This is a genomic window from Streptomyces paradoxus, assembly GCF_014202475.1.
GTDB lineage: Bacteria > Actinomycetota > Actinomycetes > Streptomycetales > Streptomycetaceae > Streptomyces > Streptomyces paradoxus.
In genome coordinates this window covers 361396-383608 of sequence record NZ_JACHGV010000009.1, presented here as the reverse complement: position 1 = coordinate 383608, position 22213 = coordinate 361396, and the positions used below count along the sequence as shown (strand labels likewise).

Below are 22213 nucleotides of genomic sequence, written 5' to 3'. Positions count from 1 at the left end.
CGGAATGTCACGGAACGTCATGGAAGGGGTCGCACGGCGTTCGCGGGACCTTCACCGTACGCGACCGCACTGACACCGACCAGGGCCGTCGGCGCCTTTGACGGCGCTCCGGGTTAAGGTCTGATCGACACATACAGGAGGCACTCGGTTGTTGTACGGCGCGATGAAGGTCACCATCGGGGGTCCGCTGAAGCTCGCCTTCAGACCCTGGGTGGAGGGCCTGGAGAACGTACCCGCCGAGGGCGCTGCGATCCTGGCGAGCAATCACCTGTCGTTCTCCGACTCTTTCTTCCTGCCCGCCGTCCTCGACCGCAAGGTCACCTTCATCGCGAAGGCCGAGTACTTCACCACGCCCGGCGTGAAGGGACGGCTGACGGCCGCCTTCTTCAAGGGGGTCGGGCAGCTTCCCGTGGACCGCTCCGGTGCGCGCGGCGCGGGCGAGGCCGCCATCAAGAGCGGCGTCGAGGTGCTGGAGCGCGGTGAGCTGTTCGGGATCTACCCGGAGGGCACGCGCTCGCCCGACGGGCGGCTCTACCGGGGCAAGCCGGGCGGCCTCGCGCGCGTGGCGCTCGCGACGGGCGCGCCGGTCATCCCGGTCGCCATGATCGACACGGAGAAGATCCAGCCTCCCGGGAAGGTCGTGCCGAAGCTGATGCGGCCCGGCATCCGGATCGGCAAGCCCCTGGACTTCAGCCGCTACCAGGGCATGGAGCACGACCGGTTCGTGCTGCGCGCGGTGACCGACGAGGTCATGTACGAGATCATGAACCTCTCCGGCCAGGAGTACGTCGACATGTACGCCACGGCCATGAAGCGGCAGCTCACGGAAGCGGCGAAGGCGGAGAAGGAAGCCGAGAAGGCGGCCAGGGCCGCTCTCGCGCGGGCCGAGAAGGAACAGGCCGAGAAGGAAAAGCAGGAGAAGGCCGAGCAGGAGCGGCGGCGGACCGAGCCCTAGCCGGGGCTCGGGTCGGGGGGCGGGGGAGATGGCCAAGCGCGAGCGAGTCATGAGGATGTCGGTCGAGCAGCCGCTGTGGCGTGCCCTTACCGGGTACCGGGTGCTCACGATGCTGTACGCGGTCGGCCTGTTCGCCACCGCCTACGACGAGTTCGCCCGCCCCTGGATCGCCGTCGCCTACTTCGCCGTGCTCTGCGTGTGGACCCTGGCCACGCTGCCCCGCGTCGCGAACGCCGCCCGCTGCACCAAGTGGTTCCTCGCCGCCGACCTCACCATCGCCGTCACCGGCATCCTGCTCACGCCGGTCGCCGACGCCCACGAGCGGGTCCAGGCGGGCGGGCCGACCCTGCCTTCGATATGGACCGCCGGTGCCGTCCTCGCCTTCGCCATCAAGGGCGGCTGGCGCTGGGCGGCCCTCGCCTCCGGCCTCGTGGCCGTCGCCAACCTGGTCGAGCGCGGCAGCCCGGCCCGCGACACCGTCCACAACGTCATCCTGGTCTGCATCGCCTCCGTGGCCATCGGCTACGTCGTCGAGGTCGCCCGCGCCTCCGAGCGCACCCTCGCCCGCGCCCTGGAGATCGAGGCCGCCACGAGGGAGCGGGAGCGCCTCGCCCGGGACATCCACGACAGCGTGCTCCAGGTGCTGGCGATGGTGCAGCGCCGCGGGGCCGTGCTCGGGGGAGAGGCGGCCGAGCTGGGCCGGATGGCCGGTGAGCAGGAGGTCGCGCTGCGCACCCTGGTCTCCGGCGGGCTGGTGCCCGTCTCCCGGGTCTCGGAGGACGCCGCCGAGGGCGCCCTCGTCCGGGCCGTCGACGAGGAGCCCGAGCCGAGCGGCCCCGTCGACCTGCGCGCCCTGCTCGCGCCGTACGCCGGGGCCAGGGTCAGTCTCGCCGAGCCCGGCGCGCCCGTGCCGCTGGCGCCGGCCGCCGCCCGGGAGGTCGCCGCGGCCGTCGGGGCCGCCCTGGACAACGTCCGCCGGCATGCCGGTCAGGACGCGCGCGCGTGGATCCTGGTCGAGGACGAGCCGGACGAGGTGATCGTCACCGTCCGGGACGACGGCCCCGGCATCCCGGAGGGGCGGCTCGACCAGGCCGAGGGCGAGGGGCGGCTCGGCGTCGCCCTCTCCATCCGCGGCCGGCTGCGCGACCTCGGCGGCAGCGCGGAACTGATCTCGGTGCCGGGCCAGGGCACGGAGGTCGAGCTGAAGGTACCGAAGGACGTGACGGACACACGGGGGAAGGCGGAGCAGCGATGACGGACACCACCGAGGACCGGCGGGACCCGATCAAGGTCATGGTCGTCGACGACCACCCCATGTGGCGCGACGCCGTCGCCCGCGACCTGTCCGAGTCGGGCTTCGAGGTGGTCGCCACCGCGGGCGACGGCGACCAGGCCGTACGCCGCGCCAAGGCCGCCGCGCCCGACGTCCTCGTGCTCGACCTGAACCTGCCCGGCAAGCCCGGCGTCCAGGTCTGCAAGGAGGTCGTCGGTGAGAACCCCGCGCTGCGTGTCCTCGTGCTGTCCGCGAGCGGCGAGCACGCCGACGTCCTGGAGGCCGTGAAGTCCGGCGCGACCGGCTACCTGCTGAAGTCGGCTTCCACCGGCGAGCTCCAGGACGCGGTCCGCCGCACGGCCGTCGGCGACCCGGTCTTCACCCCCGGCCTCGCCGGGCTGGTCCTCGGCGAGTACCGCCGTCTGGCCTCCGAGCCCGCCCCCGCCCCCGACACCGACGAACCCAAGGCGCCCCGGCTCACCGACCGCGAGACGGAGGTGCTGCGGCTGGTCGCCAAGGGCCTGAGCTACAAGCAGATCGCCGAACGCCTGGTCATCTCCCACCGCACGGTGCAGAACCACGTCCAGAACACCCTCGGCAAGCTCCAGCTGCACAACCGCGTGGAACTGGTCAGGTACGCGATAGAGCGCGGCCTCGACGACGAGTGAGACGCCCGTCACACTGACCCTTCGTCAGGCACCTGCGGCGAAGGGACTGTTCCATGCGCGTCGGAGTACTGACCGGAGGCGGCGACTGCCCCGGCCTCAACGCCGTCATCCGGGCCATCGTCCGCAAGGGCGTGCAGGAGTACGGCTATGACTTCACCGGCTTCCGGGACGGCTGGCGAGGACCCCTGGAGAACTCCACCGTCCGTCTCGACATCCCCGCCGTGCGCGGCATCCTGCCCCGCGGCGGCACGATTCTCGGCTCCTCGCGGACCAACCCGCTGAAGGTGGCGGACGGCATCGGCCGGATCAAGCGGACCCTCGGCGAGCTGGAGGTCGAGGCGCTGATCACCATCGGCGGGGAGGACACCCTGGGCGTGGCCTCCCGCCTCTCCGACGAGCACGGCGTGCCCTGCGTGGGCGTGCCGAAGACGATCGACAACGACCTGTCCGCCACCGACTACACCTTCGGCTTCGACACCGCCGTCGGCATCGCGACCGAGGCCATCGACCGGCTGCACACCACAGCCGAGTCCCACATGCGCGTCCTGGTCGTCGAGGTGATGGGCCGGCACGCCGGCTGGATCGCCCTGCACTCCGGCCTGGCCGGCGGCGCCAACGTCATCCTCATCCCCGAGCAGCGCTTCGACGTCGAGCAGGTATGCACCTGGGTGACCTCCCGCTTCCGGGCGTCGTACGCGCCGATCGTGGTCGTCGCCGAGGGGGCCATGCCGAAGGACGGCGACATGGTCCTCAAGGACCAGTCGCTGGACTCGTTCGGGCACGTCCGGCTGTCCGGGGTCGGCGAGTGGCTCGCCAAGGAGGTCGAGAAGCGCACGGGCAACGAGGCCCGCACCACGGTCCTCGGCCACGTCCAGCGCGGCGGCACCCCCAGCGCCTTCGACCGCTGGCTCGCCACCCGCTTCGGGCTGCACGCCATCGACTGCGTCCGCGACCGCGACTTCGGCCGGATGGTCGCCCTGCGCGGCACCGACATCGTCCGCGTCCCCATCGCGGACGCCACCTCCCGCCTGAAGACGGTGGATCCGGCGCTGTACGAGGAGGTCGGGGTGTTCTTCGGCTGACGGCCCGGCGCCCGGGGCCGGCCGGGGCCGAACGGCCCCGGCCGGATCCGTGTCAGACCGAGGGCGCGCCCGTGCCGCGCACCTGCGCCACCAGCTCGCGCACCACCGTCGCGCCGTTCAGCGTCAGCACCGACTCGGGGTGGAACTGCACCCCGGCGAAGGCGCGAGCGCGCAGCGCGTGCACCTCCCCGTTCGCGGCGCGCGCGACCTCGACCCCGTGCGCCGACAGCTCGGCCGCCGCCTCGTCGTCGCAGCGCGCCACGAAGCTGTTGTAGAAGCCGACGGTCTCCCGCCGCCCGAACAGCTCGATCTCCGTCTGCGCCCCCTGGTACGGCACTTCCTTCCGGACGATGTCCAGCCCCAGCTCGGCCGCGATCAGCTCGTGCCCGAGGCAGACCCCCAGCACGCCCTGCCGTTCGCTCCGGATCATCTCGGCGGTCAGGCCGCGCAGGAAGCGCATCTTGGGATCGGCGAGGTCGGACGGGTCGCCCGGTCCTGGACCGAGCACGACGGGTCCCTCGTGTGCGAGCACCGCCTCCCGCAGCCCCGGCTCGTCGTACCGCAGCACGCTCACCTCCAGGCCGCCGGCGCGCAGCACGTGCGCGAGCATCGCCGTGAAGGTGTCCTCACCGTCGACGACCAGGGCGTGTCCGGTCAGTTCCGCGGAGCGCTCCTGCATCCGCAGCCAGAAGGGCGCGAGCGAGGAGCGGCGTCCGTCGAGCGCGGCACGCACCCGGGGGTCGTCGGCCAGCCGCGGCCGCACGGACTCCTCGCGAGGCCTTCCGGGCCGTACGCCCAGGGCCGCCAGGACACCCGCCGCCTTCGCGTGGGTCTCGGCGACCTCGCTCCGCGGGTCGGACCCGCGCACGAGCGTGGCGCCCACCGGAACGCGCAGCCGCCCGTCGCAGGAGATGTCGGCGGTGCGGATGAGGATCGGGGAGTCGAGGGTCTGGGCGCCGCCGGAGTCCCGGCCGATCAGGGCCAGCGCACCCGCGTAGTACCCCCGCCCCCCGGCCTCGTGCCGTTCGATGACCCGGCAGGCGTTCTGCACGGGCGAGCCGGTGACGGTGGCCGCGAACATCGTCTCCCTCAGCACGTCCCGCACGTCCAGCGAGGACTTCCCGCGCAGCTCGTACTCGGTGTGCGCGAGGTGCGCCATCTCCTTCAGCCGGGGCCCGATCACGACCCCGCCCATGTCGCCGACGGTGCACATCATCTTGAGCTCCTCGTCGACGACCATCGACAGCTCCTCGATCTCCTTGCCGTCGGCGAGGAAGTCGAGCAGGTGCTCGGGCGTGGGCCCCTCGGCGGGGTAGCGGTAGGTGCCGCTGATCGGGTTCATGACGACCGTGCCGCCGGACATCCGCACATGCACCTCGGGGCTGGCCCCGACCAGCGTGCGGTCCCCGGTGTGCACGACGAACGTCCAGTACGCCCCCCGCTCGCCCTCCAGCAGCCGGCGGAACAGGGCCAGCGCGTCGGCCCGTCCGAACCCGGGGATCTCTCCCTCGTACGTCCTGCGGATCACGAAGTTCGCGCCCTCGCCCCGCCCGATCTCCTCCCGCAGCACACGTCCGACGATCTCGCCGTACTCCTCGTCGGCGACGTCGAAACCACCGCCCTCGACGTGTACGTCGTGCGCCGGGAGCTGCTTCAGTGCGTCGGCCAGCGGGACGTCGTACGACTCCTGGGGCGTGAGTGCCAGCAGGGGCGTGCCGTCGTCGCGGACGTCGAAGCCGCGCTCGCGGATCTGCCGGAAGGGCACCAGCGCGAGGCTCCGGTCGGGGAGGTCGGCGAGGCGCTCGTGCGGGGCGACCGGGCCGATCAGGACCTCGACTCGTTCCTGGTCGTGGCCCGGGGTGCGGCGGCGCAGCAGGGCGAACGGACGGGGGTCGTCCAGCAAGCCGAGCAGGTTCATGGGTCCGTGCTCCATCTCGGTGAGAGAGGAACGGACCCCGGGAAACACCGAAGGCCGCCCCTCGGGCGGCCTTCGCGAAGTCTTGAGTACGCGCAGTCAGCGGGCCGCCGGATGAGCGGTCCACCACCAGGTCTGGGTCGAATGCGCGAACATGCGACGCACCCTACCCCATGTCCGAGGGGTGTTCGGGGTGTCTCAATTGCTGGTCATGGGTCAGGACGCCCGACACGACCCCGTAATGTTGGGGTCGTGACCGTGAACGCTAAGACCAGCGCCTCCGCTGGCAACACCTGGCGAGACCTGCCCGCGGCGCAGCAGCCCGAGTACCCCGACCCCGAGGCTCTGCGCGCAGTCGTTGCGGACCTCGAGTCGTATCCGCCGCTCGTCTTCGCGGGCGAGTGCGACCAGCTGCGCGCCCGGATGGCGGCCGTCGCCAAGGGAGAGGCGTTCCTCCTCCAGGGCGGCGACTGCGCCGAGGCCTTCGACGCGGTGTCCGCCGACCACATCCGCAACAAGCTGAAGACGCTGCTCCAGATGGGCGCCGTGCTCACGTACGCCGCGTCCGTGCCGGTCGTGAAGGTCGGCCGCATCGCCGGCCAGTACTCCAAGCCGCGCTCCAAGCCGACCGAGACCCGCGACGGCGTGACGCTGCCGACCTACCGCGGTGACTCCGTCAACGGCTTCGACTTCACCGAAGAGGCCCGCATCCCGGACCCCGAGCGGCTGAAGCGGATGTACCACGCGTCGGCCTCCACGCTGAACCTGGTGCGCGCCTTCACCACCGGCGGCTACGCCGACCTGCGCCAGGTGCACGCCTGGAACCAGGACTTCGTGAAGTCGTCCCCCTCGGGGCAGCGCTACGAGCAGCTGGCGCGCGAGATCGACAACGCGCTGAACTTCATGCACGCCTGCGGGGCCGACCCGGAGGAGTTCAAGACGGTCGAGTTCTACGCCTCGCACGAGGCGCTGCTCCTCGACTACGAGTCCGCCCTGACCAGGGTCGACTCGCGCACGGGGCAGCTGTACGACGTCTCCGGGCACATGGTGTGGATCGGTGAGCGCACCCGGCAGCTGGACCACGCGCACATCGAGTTCGCCTCGAAGATCCGCAACCCCATCGGCATCAAGCTGGGTCCGACGACCACCGCCGAGGACGCGCTGCAGTACATCGAGCGCCTCGACCCCGAGCGGGAGCCGGGCCGGCTGACGTTCATCGTCCGGATGGGTGCCGACAAGGTCCGCGACAAGCTCCCCGAGCTGGTCGAGAAGGTCACCGCCTCCGGCGCGACCGTGGCCTGGGTGACCGACCCGATGCACGGCAACACCTTCGAGGCGGCCTCCGGGCACAAGACCCGCCGCTTCGACGACGTGCTCGACGAGGTCAAGGGCTTCTTCGAGGTCCACAAGGCCCTCGGCACCCACCCGGGCGGCATCCACGTGGAACTCACCGGCGACGACGTCACCGAGTGCGTCGGCGGCGGCGACGAGATCTTCGTCGACGACCTGCACCAGCGCTACGAGACGGCCTGCGACCCGCGGCTCAACCGCAGCCAGTCGCTCGACCTGGCGTTCCTCGTGGCCGAGATGTACCGGGACCAGTGATGTACAGGGACCAGTGACGGGTCCGCCTGTTACCGGGGCAGGGACTGGGGCGCGGATCACACGATCCGCGCCCCTCTCCACTTTTGCGCTCCGGACCCGACGGGTAAGGTTAGGTTAGCCTCACCGATCAACGGGGACGGCACATCTGAGAACGACCCGTCGGAGGTGAACCGCGTGTACGTCTGCAGTTGCTTCGGGATCACCGAGCAGCAGGTCAAGCAGCACGCGGACGGCGGCGCCTGCACCCCCCGCCAGATAGCCTCCGCCTGCAAGGCGGGCACGGACTGCGGGTCCTGTGTGCGCCGCATCCAGGCCATCCTGGGCAGGGGAGCCTGCCCTCGCCGCGACCTGGCCGACCGGGGCGAGCCGGTGCTCACGGAGCTGGAAGACGCCGCCTGACGGCAGGCCCTAGCTCGGCTGCTCGATCTGCTGCGCGATGTACAGCGCCTCACCGAGCTTGTCGATCAGCTCCAGCTGCGTGTCCAGATAGTCGATGTGGTGCTCCTCGTCCTCCAGGATCGACTCGAAGAGGTTCGCGGACGTGATGTCGCCCTTGCTGCGCATCACCTCGATACCGCGCCTGAGCCGGTCGATCGCCTCCACCTCGACCTGCCGGTCCGCCTGGAACATCTCGGTGACCGTCTGGCCGACCCGTACGTGGAAGAGCCGCTGGTAGTTCGGCAGGCCGTCCAGCATGAGAATGCGTTCGGTGATCTTGTCCGCGTGCTTCATCTCATCGATGGACTCTTCACGCGTGTACTTGGCGAGCTTGGTCCAGCCCTTGTTGTCCTGGATCCGGTAATGCAGCCAGTACTGGTTGATCGCCGTCAGCTCGCCGGTCAACTGCTCGTTGAGGAATTCGAGGACCTCGGGGTCGCCCTGCATCGCAGAGGCTCCTTCCGCGCGGGGGGAACTGGCAGGTTGCGCCGCATGATTCCACTGGTGACGAAGATCGTCCAGTAAGTCTCCACTTAGTAAGTAAGGGCATGCTTAGTTGAGTTTGTCCCTTTTCGAAGTGAGCCCGGTCAGGGGCATCACCCGGGGTCTGTCAGGATGGAGTCATGGGTCAGCCGCTGGAACACCAATCGGGAGAAGGGCGCGATCCAGCAGGAGCGACGCAGCCGGAGCTGCCCCCGGGACAGCGGCTGCAACGCGGCTGGCCGGTCACGCACTACGGGCCCGTCCCCAAGTTCCGGCCCGAGCGCTGGGAGTTCCGGGTCTTCGGCGCCACCGCCGGCGGCGGCAAGCACTGCTGGACCCACGAGGAGTTCACGGCACTGCCCCACACCACCGTTGTGGCCGATCTGCACTGCGTGACGAAGTTCAGCATGCTGGGCGCCGAGTGGGGCGGCATCCCCGCGCGCACGCTCCTCGACCTCGCCCCGCCCGCCGACGACGTCACCCATGTGATGGTGTGGGCCGAGTACGGCTTCAGCTCCAACCTGCGGCTGTCCGACTTCGCCGACGAGCAGGTCCTCTTCGCCACCCATAAGGACGGCGAACTCCTCACCGCCGAGCACGGCTTCCCGCTGCGCCTGATCGTGCCCCACCTCTACGCGTGGAAGGGCCCCAAGTGGGTGCGCGGCGTGGAGTACATGACCGCCGACCGGCGGGGCTTCTGGGAGGAGCGCGGCTACCACAACATCGGCGACCCCTGGCGGGAGCAGCGCTACTCGTACCAGGAGGAACCCGGGGACGGCCCCGACCTCTGACGTCAGCCGTCGCGCAGCTTCTTCAGCCGCTCCACGTCGGCCGCGTGCCCCTGCTTGCCGCCCGGCGTCTCGACGATCAGCGGCACGCCCTCAGTCGCGGGGTGGGTCATCAGGGCACGGAACGGGTCCTCGCCGATGTGGCCGACGCCGATGTTCTCGTGCCGGTCCTTGTGGGCGCCCACCACGTCCTTGGAGTCGTTGGCGTGGATCAGCTTCAGCCGGCCCTCGCCGACCGTGTCCACCAGGAGGTCCAGTGTCCGGTGCATGCCGCTCGGGCCGGTCAGGTCGTGCCCGGCGGCGAAGATGTGGCAGGTGTCCAGGCACACGCCGAGCATCGGGTGGGCGTCCAGCGCCTCGAAGTACGGGCCGAAGTCCCATGTCCGCGAGCACAGCGAGGCGCCCTGGCCGGCGGTCGACTCCAGCAGCAGGAACGGGTCGTCGTCGCGGGTCAGCTCGTCCAGCAGCGGCAGCAGGTGCTCCCGGACCTGCTTCAGCGCCACGGACCGCTCCCGGCCGCCGGTCGCGCTGCCCGTGTGCACGACCACGCCGAGCGCCCCGATCTCGCGCCCGCGCCGCAGGGAGTGCCGCAGCGACTCCACCGAGCGTTCCACGGTCGCCTCGGTGTGCGAGCCGAAGTTGATCAGGTAGGGGGCGTGCACATAGGCCGGGACCGACCCGTCCGCGCACGCCGCGCGGAACGCCTCGTCCTGCTTCGGGTTGCCGGTCGGCGTGGCCCAGCCGCGCGGGTTGGCGACGAAGACCTGGACGGCCTCCGCCTTCAGGTCACGGGCGTACGACAGGCCTACGGAGTGGAGCCCGCCGGCCACGGGGACGTGGCCGCCCACGGGGTTGCGGGAGGGGCCGGACAGCTGATGGTTCACCCGTTCAGGGTGTCATGCGTCCGGCCCTGCCCCGTCCACGGGCCTCCGCCCGGGCGGCCCCTCACCTGATCTTGATGGTGATCGTCGAGCCCTTGGGCGCGGTCGCGCCGCCGTCGACGGACTGGCTCTTGACCTCGTCGCCGAACAGGCCGAGCAGACCGCGGTCCTCGTCGACCTGGAACCCGGCGCCCTCCAGCGCCTGCCGGGCGTCGTCGACGCTGTCGCCGACCACGTCCGGGACCTCGACCATCTCGGGGCCCTTCGACAGCGTCAGCGTCACGGTGTCGCCCTCGGCCGCCGTGCCGCCGGGTGCCGGCGTCTGCCGGACGACCTGGCCCTTGTCGTACTCGGAGGAGTTGACCCGCTCGGTGGCGATCTTCACCTTGAGCCCGGCCTCGGTCAGCTCGGACCTCGCGTCGGCCTCGTCCGAGCCGGTGACGTCGGGGATGTCGATGGGGCTGCCCTTGCTGACGACCAGCGCGACGGCCGTGCCCGCCCGCACTTTCGTGCCGTCGGCCGGGCTCGCGGAGACCACCGAGCCGCGCGGCACGTCCTCACTGAACTCCCGCGTGACCATGCCCGGCTCCAGCCCGCCCTCCTTCAGCCGGGCCCGCGCGGTGGCCAGCTTCTGGCCCGCCAGAGCCGGCACCCGCACGGTCTCGGGGCCGTCGGAGACGGTGATGCTCACCGAGTCGTTGCCACGGATGCGCGCCCCGGCCTTCGGGTCGCTGCTGATGATCTGGCCGCGCTCCACGGTGTCGCTGTAGGCGTGCTCGACCTTGCCGAGTTCGAGACCGGCGTCCCGCAGCCGGTTCTCGGCCTGTTCCTGGGTCTTCGCCAGCAGGGGCGGGACCTCGGTGAACTGGCCGGAGTTGATGTACCAGACACCGGCACCGACGCCCAGCACGAGCAGGACGGCGACGATGATCGCCGCCGGTCCGCGCCGGGATCCCGGGCGGCGCCGGGACGGCGGGGGCGGCGGCGGGGAGGCGAACCGGCTGGTGCGGTCGAGCGCGGCACCGGAGCCCTCGTCGTCCTCGTTCACCGGCAGTGGGCGCGGCGTGGTCAGGGCGCGCGGGATCACGGTCGTCCGGTCGTCGCCGTTGTCGTGGTCCACCGTGAGCGCCTGCGGCGGCACGGCATCGAGCTGGTCCTCGCTCAGCCGGCCGCGTCCGTCGCGGACCTGCGCGAGCAGCGCCACCGCGTCGTGTGGGCGGACGGCCGGGGTGCGGGCTGTCGCGGAGGCCACCATCTCGTCCAGCTCGTACGCCAGACCGGGCACGGCGGCCGAGGGCGGGGGCACGTCCTCGTGCAGGTGCTTGTAGAGGATCACGGCGGGGGAGTCCCCGTCGTGCGGCTTGTCGCCGGTCAGCATCTCGTACAGCATCACGCCGCACGCGTACACGTCGACGCGGGTGTCGGCGGTGCCGTCCTCTATCTGTTCCGGGGCGAGGTACGAGACCGTGCCGAGGACGGTGCCGGTGGTGTTCGTCACCGTGTCCACCGCCCGGACCAGACCGAAGTCGGCGACCTTGACCCGGCCGTCGTCCCCTATGAGGACGTTCTCGGGCTTCATGTCGCGGTGCACGAACCCGGCGCGGTGGGCGGCGCCCAGCGCGGCCAGCACCGGCTCCAGGATGTCCAGGGCGGCGCGCGGCTGCAGGGCCCCGCGCTCGCGCAGCACGTCGCGCAGGGTGCAACCCGCGACGTACTCCATCGCCAGGTACACGTACGAGCCGTCGGTGCCCTGGTCGAAGACCTGCACCACGTTCGGGTGGGCCAGCCGGGCCACCGACTTCGCCTCGCGGATGAACCGCTCGACGAACGAGGCGTCGACCGCGAGCGAGGGGTGCATCACCTTGAGCGCGAGGACCCGGTCGAGCCGGGTGTCCACGGCCCGGTAGACCGTGGCCATCCCGCCGACCGCGATCCGCGCGTCGATGCGGTACCGGCCGTCGAGCACCTGCCCGACCAAGGGGTCCTGAAGGGTCGTGTCCACGCAGGCGAGTGTACGAGCCGGCACCGACAGCTCTCCCGCCCCGCCCGATTTCGGGGCGCGACTGCAGCCGACCTGTGACGTGTGGACGAGCGACTATGCGAAGGCGGGCCGTTCGGGGTCCAGGGCGGCCATTCCCTCCGTCGGCGACGACGCCTCCGCGAAATGCCGCCGGGGGATCCGCCCGGCCCGGTACGCCAGCCGCCCCGCCTCCACCGCGTGCCGCATGGCGTCGGCCATCAGCGCGGGTTCCTGGGCCCGCGTCACCGCCGAGGCGAGCATCACGCCCGCGCACCCCAGTTCCATCGCCAGGGCCGCGTCCGAGGCCGTACCGGCACCTGCGTCCAGGATCACCGGCACGCGCGCGTGCTCGACGATCAGCTGGAAGTTGTGCGGGTTGCGGATCCCGAGACCGGAGCCGATCGGCGAGCCGAGCGGCATGATCGCCGCACAGCCCGCGTCCTCCAGCTTCCGCGCCAGCACGGGGTCGTCGTTGGTGTACGGCAGCACCGTGAAGCCGTCGTCGACCAGCGTCTCGGCCGCCTCCAGCGTCTCGATCGGGTCCGGCAGCAGCGTGCGCTCGTCGGCGATGACCTCCAGTTTGATCAGGTCGGTGCCGAGGGCCTCGCGGGCGAGGCGGGCCGTGAGGACGGCCTCGCCGGCGGTGAAGCAGCCGGCCGTGTTGGGCAGCACCCGGATGCCGAGCTTGTCCAGGACGGACAGCACCGAGCCGTGCACCGAGGCGTTCACCCGGCGCATCGCGACCGTCGTCAGCTCCGTCCCGGACGCGGCCAGCGACCGCTCCAGCACGTCGAGGCTGGGCGCCCCGCCCGTGCCCATGATCAGACGGGACGTGAAGGACGTACCGCCGAGGACGAACGGATCGTCGGCCATGGTCAGCCTCCCTGGACGGCCGTGAGGACTTCCACACGGTCTCCCTCGGAAAGGGGCGTGGCGGGCCACTGCGTGCGCGGGACGACGGTTTCGTTGAGGGCGGCGGCCACGCCCGAGGGCGAGGCGGTGAGCGACCTCACGACGGTGTCGAGAGCGGTGCCGGGCCGGACGTCCCGGGGCTCGCCGTTGACGGAGATGTTCATGCGGGCTGCTCCGTGAGTGCGGTGGCGGTACTGAAACGCTTCGGGGTGAAGGGCCGGGCCTCCTCCGGGAGTTCACCCGTGGCCAGGGCGTGCGCCAGGGCGTCCCCGGTCACCGGCGTGAGCAGGACGCCGTTGCGGTAGTGCCCGGTGGCCAGCAGCAGGCCCTCCAGGCCGGTCGGGCCGAGCAGGGGCGCGTTGTCGGGGGAGCCGGGCCGCAGCCCGGCCCGGGTCTCGGTGAGCGGCAGCTCGGTGATGCCCGGCACCAACTCGTGCGCGTCCCGCAGCAGCTCGTACACACCGCCCGCGGTCACGGTGGTGTCCCAGCCCAGCTCCTCGCTGGTGGCCCCGACGACCAGCTCGCCGCTCTCGCGCGGCACCAGGTAGACGTGGCTGCCGCGCACCACCGCGCGCACGGTCCGGCTCAGGAACGGCCCGTGCCGGGGCGGCATCGTCAGCCGCAGGACCTGCCCCTTCACCGGCCGCACGGGAGGCAGCACGTCCTCCGGGACCCCGGCGAGCCGCCCGCTGAGGCTGCCTCCCGCGAGCACCAGCTGCCCGGCGGCCACGGCGGTCCCGTCGGCCAGGACGGCACCCGTGACCCGGTCCCGTACGACGGTCAGCCGCTCCGCCCACACCCGGTGGAAGACCACGCCCGCCCGCTCGCAGGCGGCGACCAGGGCACCGGCCAGCCGCCGGGGGTCGATCTGGTGGTCGCCGTCGACCCGCAGCCCGCCGCGCACGCCCGGCGCGAGCATCGGCTCCAGGCGCCGGCACTCGCGCCCGGACAGCCACTGCGACTCCAGGCCCGACTGCTGCTGCAGGGCGTGCAGTTCGCGCAGGTGGGCCCGGTCGTCGGCGTCCAGGGCGACGGCGAGCGTGCCGCAGCGGCGGTAGCCGAGGTCCCGGCCGGTCAGCTCGGTGAGCTCGGCGGCGAAGTCCGGGTAGCGCCGGGCGGAGGCGAGGTTCAGGCCGAGCAGGGTCTGCTCGCCGTAGTGCAGTTCCGTGACGGCGGCCAGCATGCCGGCCGCGACCTGAGCGGCCCCGCCGCCCGGCTCGGGGTCGACGACGGCCGTGGCGAACCCGCGCTGCGCGGCCCGCCAGGCCGTGACCAGGCCGATGATTCCGCCCCCGATGACCAGGACGTCTGACGATGTGGACGTAGCCGACATGGGCGTCCAGCCCCTCCCTTCGCCGGCATGACCCGGATCAGGTTCGTACGGTCGGAGGCCGCCAGCCTCCCTCTCAGCCCGGTGCGTCCGGGCTCCCGCGAGTGCTTTACGTTGGCCACCCTAGCCCGATGCCCCGTGCCGCAGTAAGGGAGCCTCCGCCCATGGCCCGATCCCTCGACGGTCTCGTCCTCGCCCCGGTCGCCGACCAGGCACCGGGCCAGGTGGGCACCCGCACCCGGTTCACCTACCACGAGCGGGAGGGCGAGATCTGGGCCGAGTACACGGGCGGCGACGTCGTACGCGGGCATCTCGTGGGTACCCGGGAAGGTGACCGGCTGGACTTCCGGTACGTCCAGCTCAAGCGGGACGGGACCACCTCCTCCGGGCACTGCGTGTCGGCGGTCGTGGAGCTGCCCGACGGGCGGGTGCGGCTGGAGGAGACCTGGGAGTGGGAGTCCCAGCCGGGCAGCGGCACGAGCGTTGTGGAGCAGGTCACGGCGCACGAGCACTGACTGACAATTCGTCAGGTGTCTATGGTGATCAGGTGAGCGAGCAGACGCAGGAACCAGGTTCGTCCGCGCCGCGGCGCGTCGTCGTGGCGGGTGCGGGCATGGCCGGGGTGCAGACCGCCGTCGCCCTGCGCGAGCGCGGCTTCACCGGTGACGTGATCCTGCTCGGCGCCGAGCCCCACCAGCCCTACGACCGGCCCCCGTTGTCCAAGGCCGTCCTGCTCGGCAAGTCCGAGGGCTCCGCCTTCGACGTCGACTTCGAAGCCCTGGGCGTCGAACTGCGCCTCGGCTGCGAGGTGCTGGGCCTGCGGCCCGCCGACCACGAGCTCGACACCGAGGACGGGCCCGTGCCGTACGACGTCCTGGTCGTCGCGACCGGCGCCGAACCGGTCCGGCTGCCCGGCGCGGAGGGCGTGCCCGGCGTGCACCTGCTGCGCACCCTGGACGACGCCGAGCGGCTGCGGCCGGTGCTGGCCCGCAAGCACGACATCGTGGTCGTCGGCGCGGGCTGGATCGGTGCCGAGTTCGCCACGGCCGCCCGCGAGGCGGGGTGCGCGGTGACCGTGGTGGAGGCCGCCGAACGGCCGCTCGCCGGAGCGCTGCCCGCCGAGGTCGCCGCCCCGATGACCGGCTGGTACGCCGACGCGGGCGTGGCGCTGCGGACCCGCGCGCGCGTGGAGCGCGTCGAAAAGGGCGCGGTACTCCTGGACGACGGCTCGCGACTGCCCGCGGGCGCGGTCGTCGTCGGCATCGGCGCCCGCCCCGCGACGGCCTGGCTGGCCGGCTCCAGGATCGATATCGGCCCACACGGCGAGATCGTGGCCGACGAGCATCTGCGCACGTCCGTGCCCGACGTGTACGCCGTCGGCGACTGCGCCTCCTTCCCCTCGGGCCGCTACGGCGAGCGCCTGCTGGTCCACCACTGGGACAACGCCCTCCAGGGGCCGCGCACGGTCGCCGTGAACATCGTCGGCCGGGCCACGGGAGAGACACCGGCGGTGTACGACCCGGTGCCGTACTTCTGGTCCGAGCAGTTCGGGCGGTTCGTCCAGTACGCGGGGCACCACGCGGCCGCGGACACGATCCTGTGGCGGGGCGACCCCGCCGGACCGGCCTGGACGGTCTGCTGGCTACGCGGTGAGCGGCTGGTCGCGCTGCTGGCGGTGGGCCGGCCCCGGGACCTGGCGCAGGGCCGCCGCCTGATCGAGTCGGGTACCGCGATGAACCCGGTGCTGCTGGCGGATCCGGCCAGGCCCATGAAGGCCGCGACGGCCTGAGGCTCCGACGCTCTCGCGGAGCCGCCCGGGCCCGACGCGTCCGCCCGCGTGGACCGGGCCGACTTCCGACTGTCAGTGGCAGATGGCAGGCTGGTTTCCGTGACCGAGATTGACGCAAAGATCGATGCTCTCGTCCCCGCCTGGCTCACCCTCCCCGACATCGCCGAACAGTTCGGCGTCGAGGTGACGCGTGTGCGGCAGCTGGTCAAGGAGGGCCAGCTCATCGCCGTACGCCGCGGTGAGAACCGCGCGCTGCACGTCCCCGCCGCCTTCATCGACGGGGACAAGGTCGTCAAGGGCCTGTCCGGGACCCTGACGCTCCTGCGGGACGACGGCTTCACGGACGAAGAGATGCTGGAGTGGCTCTTCACCCCGGACCCCAGCCTGCCCGGCACGCCCGCGCAGGCGCTCAGTGAGAACCGCGGCACGGAGGTGAAGCGCCGCGCCCAGGCGCTCGCGGTCTGACCCGGCCCCGACCGGACAACCGTCCGGTGCCGTGCGAGCGGAGCCGGACCTGAACAGCCGCCCGACGTGGGGCCGTGACCCGAGGGGGCCACGGCCCGGGGGCGACTGCGCGCGTCGCGGCGGGACCCGTTGGCAGGCGTAGGGTGCCCGAGGCGTTTCGCAGCGGGACAGGGCGCTCCCGCGCCGCACGCCGCCGGTACCCGCGCGTGCGCTCCCGCACGCCGCCGGCGCACGTACGGGCCACCGGCCCGTACGCCACGACACCCAGGGGGACACGCATGACCGGCACCGCCGCCGCCACCGCCCGGGCCCAGCTCGCCGACGCCCGGGTCTACCTCTGTACCGACGCGCGCAAGCGGCAGGGCGACCTCGGGGCGTTCCTCGACGCCGTGCTGGCCGGCGGGGTCGACATCGTGCAGCTGCGGGACAAGGGCATGGAGGCCGGTGAGGAGCTGGAGCACCTGGCCGTCTTCGCCGACGCCTGTGCCCGGCACGGCAAGCTGCTCGCGGTCAACGACCGGGCGGACGTCGCGCACGCCGCCCGCTCCGACGTCCTGCACCTCGGCCAGGGCGACCTGCCGGTCCCCGCAGCCCGCGCACTCCTCGGCGACGACATCGTGATCGGCCGCTCCACCCACGCCGAGTCCGAGGCCGCCGCGGCCGCCGTCGAGCAGGGCGTGGACTACTTCTGCACCGGCCCGTGCTGGCCGACCCCCACCAAGCCCGGCCGGCACGCGCCCGGCCTGGACCTCGTCCGCCACACCGCCGCTCTCGGCACCGACCGCCCCTGGTTCGCCATCGGAGGCATCGACCTCGGCAACCTCGACCAGGTCCTGGAAGCGGGCGCCCGGCGCGTCGTCGTCGTACGGGCGATCACCGAGGCCGATGACCCGGAGGCCGCGGCGGCCGAGTTCGCGAAGCGGCTGCGTCAGGTCTAGGGGGCTTCGAGCCGAGACGGGTTGTCCAAGGGGTGGACAACAAGTGGACAATCCGGTCAAATCGCGGCCCACGGTTGGGGGACCGACCTCCCCTGGCTAACCTGCCGGTATGGCCCTCGGCACCGCATCCATCAGGTCGGACCACGCCCGCACCGTCCGCGACATGCTCGCGGACGGCAAGACGACGTACTCCTTCGAGTTCTACGCCCCCAAGACCCCGAAGGGCGAGCGGAACCTGTGGAACGCGCTGCGCCGGGTCGAGGCGGTGGCGCCCGACTTCGTCTCCGTGACCTACGGCGCCGGCGGTTCCACCCGCGCGGGCACGGTCAAGGCGACCGAGGCGATCGCCTCCGACACCACCCTCACCCCGATCGCCCACCTCACCGCGGTCGACCATTCGGTGGCCGACCTGCGCAACATCATCGGCCAGTACGCCGACGCCGGGATCCGCAACATGCTCGCCCTGCGCGGCGACCCGCCGGGCGACCCCATGGGCGACTGGGTGCCGCACCCCCGGGGCCTCGCCTACGCCGCCGAACTCGTCGAGCTGATCAAGGCGTCCGGCGACTTCTGCGTGGGCGTCGCCGCCTTCCCGGCGATGCACCCGCGCTCCCTGGACTGGGACACCGACGTCCGCCACTTCGTCGACAAGTGCCGGGCGGGCGCCGACTACGCCATCACGCAGATGTTCTTCCAGCCGGAGGACTACCTCCGGCTGCGCGACCGGGTCTCGGCCGCCGGCTGTGACACCCCGATCATCCCCGAGGTCATGCCGATCGCGAGCGTGAAGACGCTGGAGCGCATCGGGTCGCTCACCAACGCCGCGTTCCCGGCCGCCCTGAAAGAGCGGATCCTCACAGCAAAAGACGATCCGGCCGCTGTACGCTCCATCGGTATCGAATTCGCCACGGAGTTCTGTGCGCAGCTGCTCGCCGAGGGGGTGCCCGGCTTGCACTTCATCACGCTCAACAACTCCACTGCGACACTGGAAATCTACGAAAACCTTGGCCTGCACCAGTCACCGCAGGCCTAGACCGTTCGCACCGGTATACGACACACTGCGTAGCGGCCACTGGGAGAGGGGCGTACATGGGCTGGGCGGTCCTCTACATCGCGTTCGGCATCGTCGCACTGTGGCTGCTGGGCGAGGTGCTGCTGCAGTACAAGGCGCGGCTGCGCTGGCGGCTGCTGGCCTTCGTCGGCTTCCTCGGTGTCGTCGTCGGCGTCCTGATCCCGTCGGTCGTCGTGATCGGCCTCGGCGCGGCCGCCTTCGCGGTCGGGCAGACCTACGTCACCCTGTCGTTCCGCAGCGGCTTCGCGGCCGGCTGGGCGATGAACGCGCCCGCGCTGGGCGGCAGCAAGCGCCGCCGGGGTGAGCGCGGCCGTCAGGAGCCGACCCTGGAGGTCTCCGGTCTGGAGGCCGAGGGCGGCTACGACGACGAGGCGGGCGCCTACCGCCGCGACACCGCCGCCTACGGCCAGGACGACGACTACGACCGCGACGACGTCTTCACCCCCACCCGCCCCGCCCACCAGCCGACGGCCGCCGAGACCACGGCCGTCTACGAGCCGCAGCCCATGCCGGAGGACACCGGCTCCTACGGCGTCTACGGCAACGGGTACCAGGCCGCGGAACAGCAGGCCCACGACCAGTACGCCGCCCAGGCCGCCGACCAGTCCTACGCCTACGACTACTCCGGCTACGGCGGGCAGCAGGGCTACGACGCCACCGGTCAGCAGCAGTACGCCGCCTACTCCGACCCGTACATCGGCTCCTCGAACTACGGCCAGGGCACGTACGACGGCTCCTACGGCGACCAGCAGTACTACGGCCAGCAGGGCTACGGCCAGGACCAGTACGCCGGCAGCACCGGCACCTACGGCGGCGAGACCCCGCCCGGCGGGGTGTGGGTTCCGCAGCAGCGCAACACCGACGAGTACGGGCAGGAGCTGCCGCCGGAGCAGCCGTACCCGTACCAGGGCGGCGGGCAGCAGCCGCAGGGCAACGGCTTCGACGAGCAGTACCGTTTCTGAAGCCCGGCTCCCGCCGGGGCGTCGCGCTCACTGCGAGCCGCGGAACTCCGGCCCCTCCACGATCAGTCCCGCGACCAGCGCGCCCGACATGCCCGCGTGCGGCAGTCCGCCGCCCGGGTGGGCCCAGCCGCCCACGGTGAACAGGCCGGGCAGCCGCGTGCTGTTGGACGGATGCAGCAGCCGCCCGCCGGCCGCCGCCAGCGCCGGCACCGGTACCGCCCCGTCCTCCGCCCCCGTCTCGTCCGCGTTGTCGGCCGGGGTGCGCGCCTCGTGCCAGAGCAGGCGGTCACGCAGGCCGGGTACGGCGCGTTCGGCGGCGGTGATCATGTCGTCCACGAGCTCGCCGTGAGGCCGGCCGGGCCGGGCGGGCACCGCCGTCGTGAGGGTGACCGCCTCGTGGTCCGCTGGGGCCGGGCGAGGGTCGTCGGGCCGTAGCACCGTGACCGTCGGACGGCGATTCCCGGGGGCCGTGCCGAACAGGGCCTCCAGCTCGGCCTCGCGGTCCGGGGTGTGCACCACCGTGCGGTGTGCCGTGCCCTCGGGGCGGGAGCCGCGCAGGGCGAGCAGGACGGTCAGCCGGGCGGCCGCCGCGGGCTGCGACGGGACCTCGCCCTCGCCGCGCACGACCGTGCCCGCCGTCAGCCGGGCCAGGGTGCCGGGCGCGACGCCCGCGACCACGAAGTCCGCCTCCGCGGCCGACCCGTCGGCGAGTTCCACCCCCGACGCCCGGCCGTCCTTCTCCAGCACGCCGGTGACCTCGGCGCCGAAGCGGAACTCGACCCTGCGGGCCAGACACCGGTCGTACACCGCCCGCGCCAGCTCGCGCAGACCGCCGCGCACGTACCAGGTGCCGAAGGCGTGCTCCATGTACGGCAGGACGGCCGCGCTCGCCGGGGCGATCCGGGGGTCCAGGCCGTACCCGAGGGCGTGGCTCTCCAGGAGTGCCGCGAGCCGGGGGTCGCGCAGCTCCCAGGCGCCGATCTCGGCGAGTGTGCCGGCCCGGCGGGTGCGCAGCAGCCGTTTGTGCGGCACCGACGGGTAGGGCTCGCGCTCGGCCAGCACCTGCCAGTCCGGCCAGAGCGGCTCCTCCAGCAGCGGCCGGCGCGTCCGGTCCCAGGCCTCGCGGGCCCGGACCAGGAAGTCGCCCCAGCGCTTCCCGGCGTCCGCGCCGAGCCCGTCGTCCAGCGCCGCGACGACGCCCGCGCGGGAGGCGTTCGGCAGCGACACCTCGGTGCCGTCCGCGAACACGTGCCGGGACGACGGATCGACCTGGACCAGCTCGACGCAGGACTCCAGCGGCTCCTTGCCGGTCTTGACGAACAGATCGCGGTAGACGGCCGGCAGCGGCAGCAGGGCGGGGCCGGTGTCGAAGGAGAACCCGTCGCGCTCGAAGCGGCGCAGCGCTCCGCCGTAGGTGTCCGTCCGCTCGTACACCGCCACCCGGTGGCCCGCGACGGCCAGCCGGGCGGCAGCCGTCAGCGCGCCCATCCCGGCGCCGATCACCGCAATCCGTGCCATGCCGGCGACTTTATCGGCCCCCACCGAGAGCCCCCACCGCCAGCCCCCGCCGACGCCCCCGTCCGCCGCCTCCGAGTACGGGCGCGGAGGCGATCGTGACCAGGTGGTGACGGAGCGCTGTGGTGCCCCGTGCGCAGGACTGAGTATCCGTACTCAGGCGGGGAGTTGAGTACGCGCGCGGATGGGGGACGACCTGCGCGGACGGGAGAGTGGAGACACGGAGAGGGGCACGGCTCCGGCACCGGCGACACGGGGCGCCGGAACGGAGCCGGCCCGCGATCCGCTCCTTCCGCCGGCGGTGTCGGCGGGAGCGAGGCACGGGGGAGAACCGGGGGACGACCGAACGGGGGTCCTGCGGGGGGACGTACGGGGGAGCAGGAAAACGGGGGAGCAGGGAAAGCGCCGGTTCGAGGTGGCCCGCGGGGGACGCGGCCACAGCGGACCGGCGCTTTCGCACGGTGGCCGAAGGCGCGGTCAGCGGCAGCCGCTCACCCGCCCCTGGAGCAGTCGCGACAGGGCCGCGTGGACGTCGTCCAGGGAACGCTCCGGCTGGAACGACTTCCAGTCGAGCGCGGCGACCAGGACCATGCCGACCAGTGCCGCCGCCGTCAGCGGCACGTCGATCTCCTCGCTGAACTCACCGCCCGCCACGCCGTCGCGCAGGACGTCCTCCACGACCGCGACGGCCTGCTGCCGGACCACCATCAGCGTGGACTGCCAGGCCCGGTTGGTGCGCCACAGCTCGGCCACGTACAGCTGGGTGAAGGCCGGGTAGCGGTCGATGAAGACGAGCCCGGCGCGGATCATCGCGTCCAGGGCGTCGACCTTGCTGCCGCCCTCCCGAGCGGTCCGCTCGGCCGCTTCCCGCAGGGAGGCGGTCAGCAGACCCACTCCGTGCCGCAGCAGTTCTTCGAAGAGGACGGACTTGCTCGCGAAGTTGTAGTAGACCGTGCCCTTCGCGACCCCGGCACGCTCGGCGATCTCGTCCACGGTCGTGGCGGAGAACCCCTGCTCGGCGATGAGCGTGACGGCCGCCTCGTAGAGCTTCTGCCGGGTGGCCTCGCGGCGCGTGCTGCCGCCCGACGCGGCACTGCTGCTTTCCATGGCCCTGATTGTCAC

General features: G+C 72.3%; 23 protein-coding genes and 1 riboswitch. Of the genes, 13 read left to right on the top strand and 10 right to left on the bottom strand.

Features of this window, described 5'->3' with window-relative positions:
- The first annotated feature begins 163 nt into the window (after window positions 1-163).
- From HNR57_RS28680 to HNR57_RS28665, 4 genes are read left to right on the top strand one after another with little or no spacing between them, the layout of a single operon-like run.
- Window positions 164-955 carry a lysophospholipid acyltransferase family protein gene (locus tag HNR57_RS28680; protein ID WP_184564465.1) on the top strand — a complete coding sequence of 264 codons (792 nt, stop codon included), beginning with the start codon at window positions 164-166 and terminating at the stop codon, window positions 953-955.
- A 28-nt stretch (window positions 956-983) separates the two neighbouring features.
- Window positions 984-2210: a MacS family sensor histidine kinase gene (gene macS, locus HNR57_RS28675; RefSeq protein WP_184564371.1), complete on the top strand. Its 1227-nt coding sequence runs from the start codon at window positions 984-986 to the stop codon at window positions 2208-2210.
- The gene (locus tag HNR57_RS28670; RefSeq protein WP_184564369.1) at window positions 2207-2896 is read left to right on the top strand and encodes a response regulator; all 690 of its coding nucleotides are present in this window, start codon (window positions 2207-2209) and stop codon (window positions 2894-2896) included. Before macS ends, HNR57_RS28670 begins: the two co-directional genes overlap by 4 nt.
- A 53-nt stretch (window positions 2897-2949) precedes the next feature.
- Window positions 2950-3978 carry a 6-phosphofructokinase gene (locus tag HNR57_RS28665; protein WP_184564367.1) on the top strand — a complete coding sequence of 343 codons (1029 nt, stop codon included), beginning with the start codon at window positions 2950-2952 and terminating at the stop codon, window positions 3976-3978.
- A gap of 52 nt (window positions 3979-4030) precedes the next feature.
- On the opposite strand, the gene HNR57_RS28660 is transcribed toward HNR57_RS28665, so the two are convergent.
- Window positions 4031-5896: an anthranilate synthase family protein gene (locus HNR57_RS28660; RefSeq protein WP_184564365.1), complete on the bottom strand. Its 1866-nt coding sequence runs from the start codon at window positions 5894-5896 to the stop codon at window positions 4031-4033.
- 96 nt (window positions 5897-5992) lie between these two features.
- Entirely contained in the window at window positions 5993-6049 is a 57-nt protein-coding gene (locus tag HNR57_RS40935) for a trp operon leader peptide (protein WP_078625594.1), read from the bottom strand.
- A 96-nt stretch (window positions 6050-6145) separates the two neighbouring features.
- On the opposite strand from HNR57_RS40935, the gene HNR57_RS28650 reads away from it, so the two are divergent.
- Window positions 6146-7498 carry a class II 3-deoxy-7-phosphoheptulonate synthase gene (locus tag HNR57_RS28650; RefSeq protein ID WP_184564363.1) on the top strand — a complete coding sequence of 451 codons (1353 nt, stop codon included), beginning with the start codon at window positions 6146-6148 and terminating at the stop codon, window positions 7496-7498.
- Window positions 7499-7663: 165 nt separating this feature from the next.
- Entirely contained in the window at window positions 7664-7897 is a 234-nt protein-coding gene (locus tag HNR57_RS28645; RefSeq protein ID WP_062931395.1) for a (2Fe-2S)-binding protein, read from the top strand.
- 9 nt (window positions 7898-7906) lie between these two features.
- Here HNR57_RS28645 and bfr read toward each other — a convergent pair whose 3' ends face one another.
- Window positions 7907-8383: a bacterioferritin gene (gene bfr / locus HNR57_RS28640; protein ID WP_184564361.1), complete on the bottom strand. Its 477-nt coding sequence runs from the start codon at window positions 8381-8383 to the stop codon at window positions 7907-7909.
- Between the two features lie 176 nt (window positions 8384-8559).
- On the opposite strand from bfr, the gene HNR57_RS28635 reads away from it, so the two are divergent.
- On the top strand, window positions 8560-9210 hold the full coding sequence (locus HNR57_RS28635) for a sulfite oxidase-like oxidoreductase (RefSeq protein WP_184564359.1): 651 nt from the start codon (window positions 8560-8562) through the stop codon (window positions 9208-9210).
- 2 nt (window positions 9211-9212) lie between these two features.
- Here the strand turns inward: HNR57_RS28635 and HNR57_RS28630 are convergent, their stop codons facing one another.
- From HNR57_RS28630 to thiO, 5 genes are all read right to left on the bottom strand, one after another.
- A complete protein-coding gene (locus tag HNR57_RS28630) occupies window positions 9213-10091 on the bottom strand; it encodes a deoxyribonuclease IV (protein ID WP_184564357.1) in 879 nt (292 codons plus the stop codon).
- A 61-nt stretch (window positions 10092-10152) separates the two neighbouring features.
- Complete coding sequence (gene pknB, locus HNR57_RS28625; RefSeq protein WP_184564355.1) at window positions 10153-12090, bottom strand: Stk1 family PASTA domain-containing Ser/Thr kinase; 1938 nt, start codon at window positions 12088-12090, stop codon at window positions 10153-10155.
- Window positions 12091-12183: 93 nt separating this feature from the next.
- Window positions 12184-12981: a thiazole synthase gene (locus HNR57_RS28620; RefSeq protein ID WP_184564353.1), complete on the bottom strand. Its 798-nt coding sequence runs from the start codon at window positions 12979-12981 to the stop codon at window positions 12184-12186.
- Between the two features lie 2 nt (window positions 12982-12983).
- A complete protein-coding gene (thiS, locus tag HNR57_RS28615; RefSeq protein WP_033312700.1) occupies window positions 12984-13184 on the bottom strand; it encodes a sulfur carrier protein ThiS in 201 nt (66 codons plus the stop codon).
- The gene (gene thiO, locus HNR57_RS28610; RefSeq protein WP_184564351.1) at window positions 13181-14353 is read right to left on the bottom strand and encodes a glycine oxidase ThiO; all 1173 of its coding nucleotides are present in this window, start codon (window positions 14351-14353) and stop codon (window positions 13181-13183) included. The genes thiS and thiO overlap by 4 nt, the downstream gene beginning before the upstream one ends.
- Window positions 14351-14462: riboswitch (TPP riboswitch) on the bottom strand. (Overlaps the previous gene by 3 nt.)
- 52 nt (window positions 14463-14514) lie before the next feature.
- On the opposite strand from thiO, the gene HNR57_RS28605 reads away from it, so the two are divergent.
- The 6 genes from HNR57_RS28605 to HNR57_RS28580 all read left to right on the top strand — a co-directional run bounded on the left by HNR57_RS28605 (window position 14515) and on the right by HNR57_RS28580 (window position 19576).
- On the top strand, window positions 14515-14865 hold the full coding sequence (locus tag HNR57_RS28605; protein WP_184564349.1) for an avidin-fold protein: 351 nt from the start codon (window positions 14515-14517) through the stop codon (window positions 14863-14865).
- Window positions 14866-14897: 32 nt separating this feature from the next.
- Window positions 14898-16139, top strand: coding sequence for an NAD(P)/FAD-dependent oxidoreductase (locus tag HNR57_RS28600; protein WP_184564347.1), 1242 nt, complete (start codon window positions 14898-14900; stop codon window positions 16137-16139).
- 99 nt (window positions 16140-16238) lie between these two features.
- Window positions 16239-16604 (top strand): Rv2175c family DNA-binding protein, encoded by a 366-nt coding sequence (locus HNR57_RS28595; protein ID WP_039932287.1) that lies wholly within the window; start codon window positions 16239-16241, stop codon window positions 16602-16604.
- A 278-nt stretch (window positions 16605-16882) separates the two neighbouring features.
- On the top strand, window positions 16883-17542 hold the full coding sequence (thiE, locus tag HNR57_RS28590; RefSeq protein WP_184564345.1) for a thiamine phosphate synthase: 660 nt from the start codon (window positions 16883-16885) through the stop codon (window positions 17540-17542).
- A gap of 109 nt (window positions 17543-17651) precedes the next feature.
- On the top strand, window positions 17652-18575 hold the full coding sequence (gene metF, locus HNR57_RS28585; protein ID WP_184564343.1) for a methylenetetrahydrofolate reductase [NAD(P)H]: 924 nt from the start codon (window positions 17652-17654) through the stop codon (window positions 18573-18575).
- Between the two features lie 56 nt (window positions 18576-18631).
- Window positions 18632-19576 carry an SCO2102 family sporulation regulator gene (locus tag HNR57_RS28580; protein WP_184564341.1) on the top strand — a complete coding sequence of 315 codons (945 nt, stop codon included), beginning with the start codon at window positions 18632-18634 and terminating at the stop codon, window positions 19574-19576.
- Window positions 19577-19603: 27 nt separating this feature from the next.
- On the opposite strand, the gene HNR57_RS28575 is transcribed toward HNR57_RS28580, so the two are convergent.
- Window positions 19604-21094, bottom strand: a complete 1491-nt coding sequence (locus tag HNR57_RS28575) for a phytoene desaturase family protein (RefSeq protein WP_184564339.1) — start codon at window positions 21092-21094, stop codon at window positions 19604-19606.
- A 474-nt stretch (window positions 21095-21568) separates the two neighbouring features.
- Entirely contained in the window at window positions 21569-22198 is a 630-nt protein-coding gene (locus HNR57_RS28570; protein WP_184564337.1) for a TetR/AcrR family transcriptional regulator, read from the bottom strand.
- Window positions 22199-22213 lie beyond the last annotated feature (15 nt).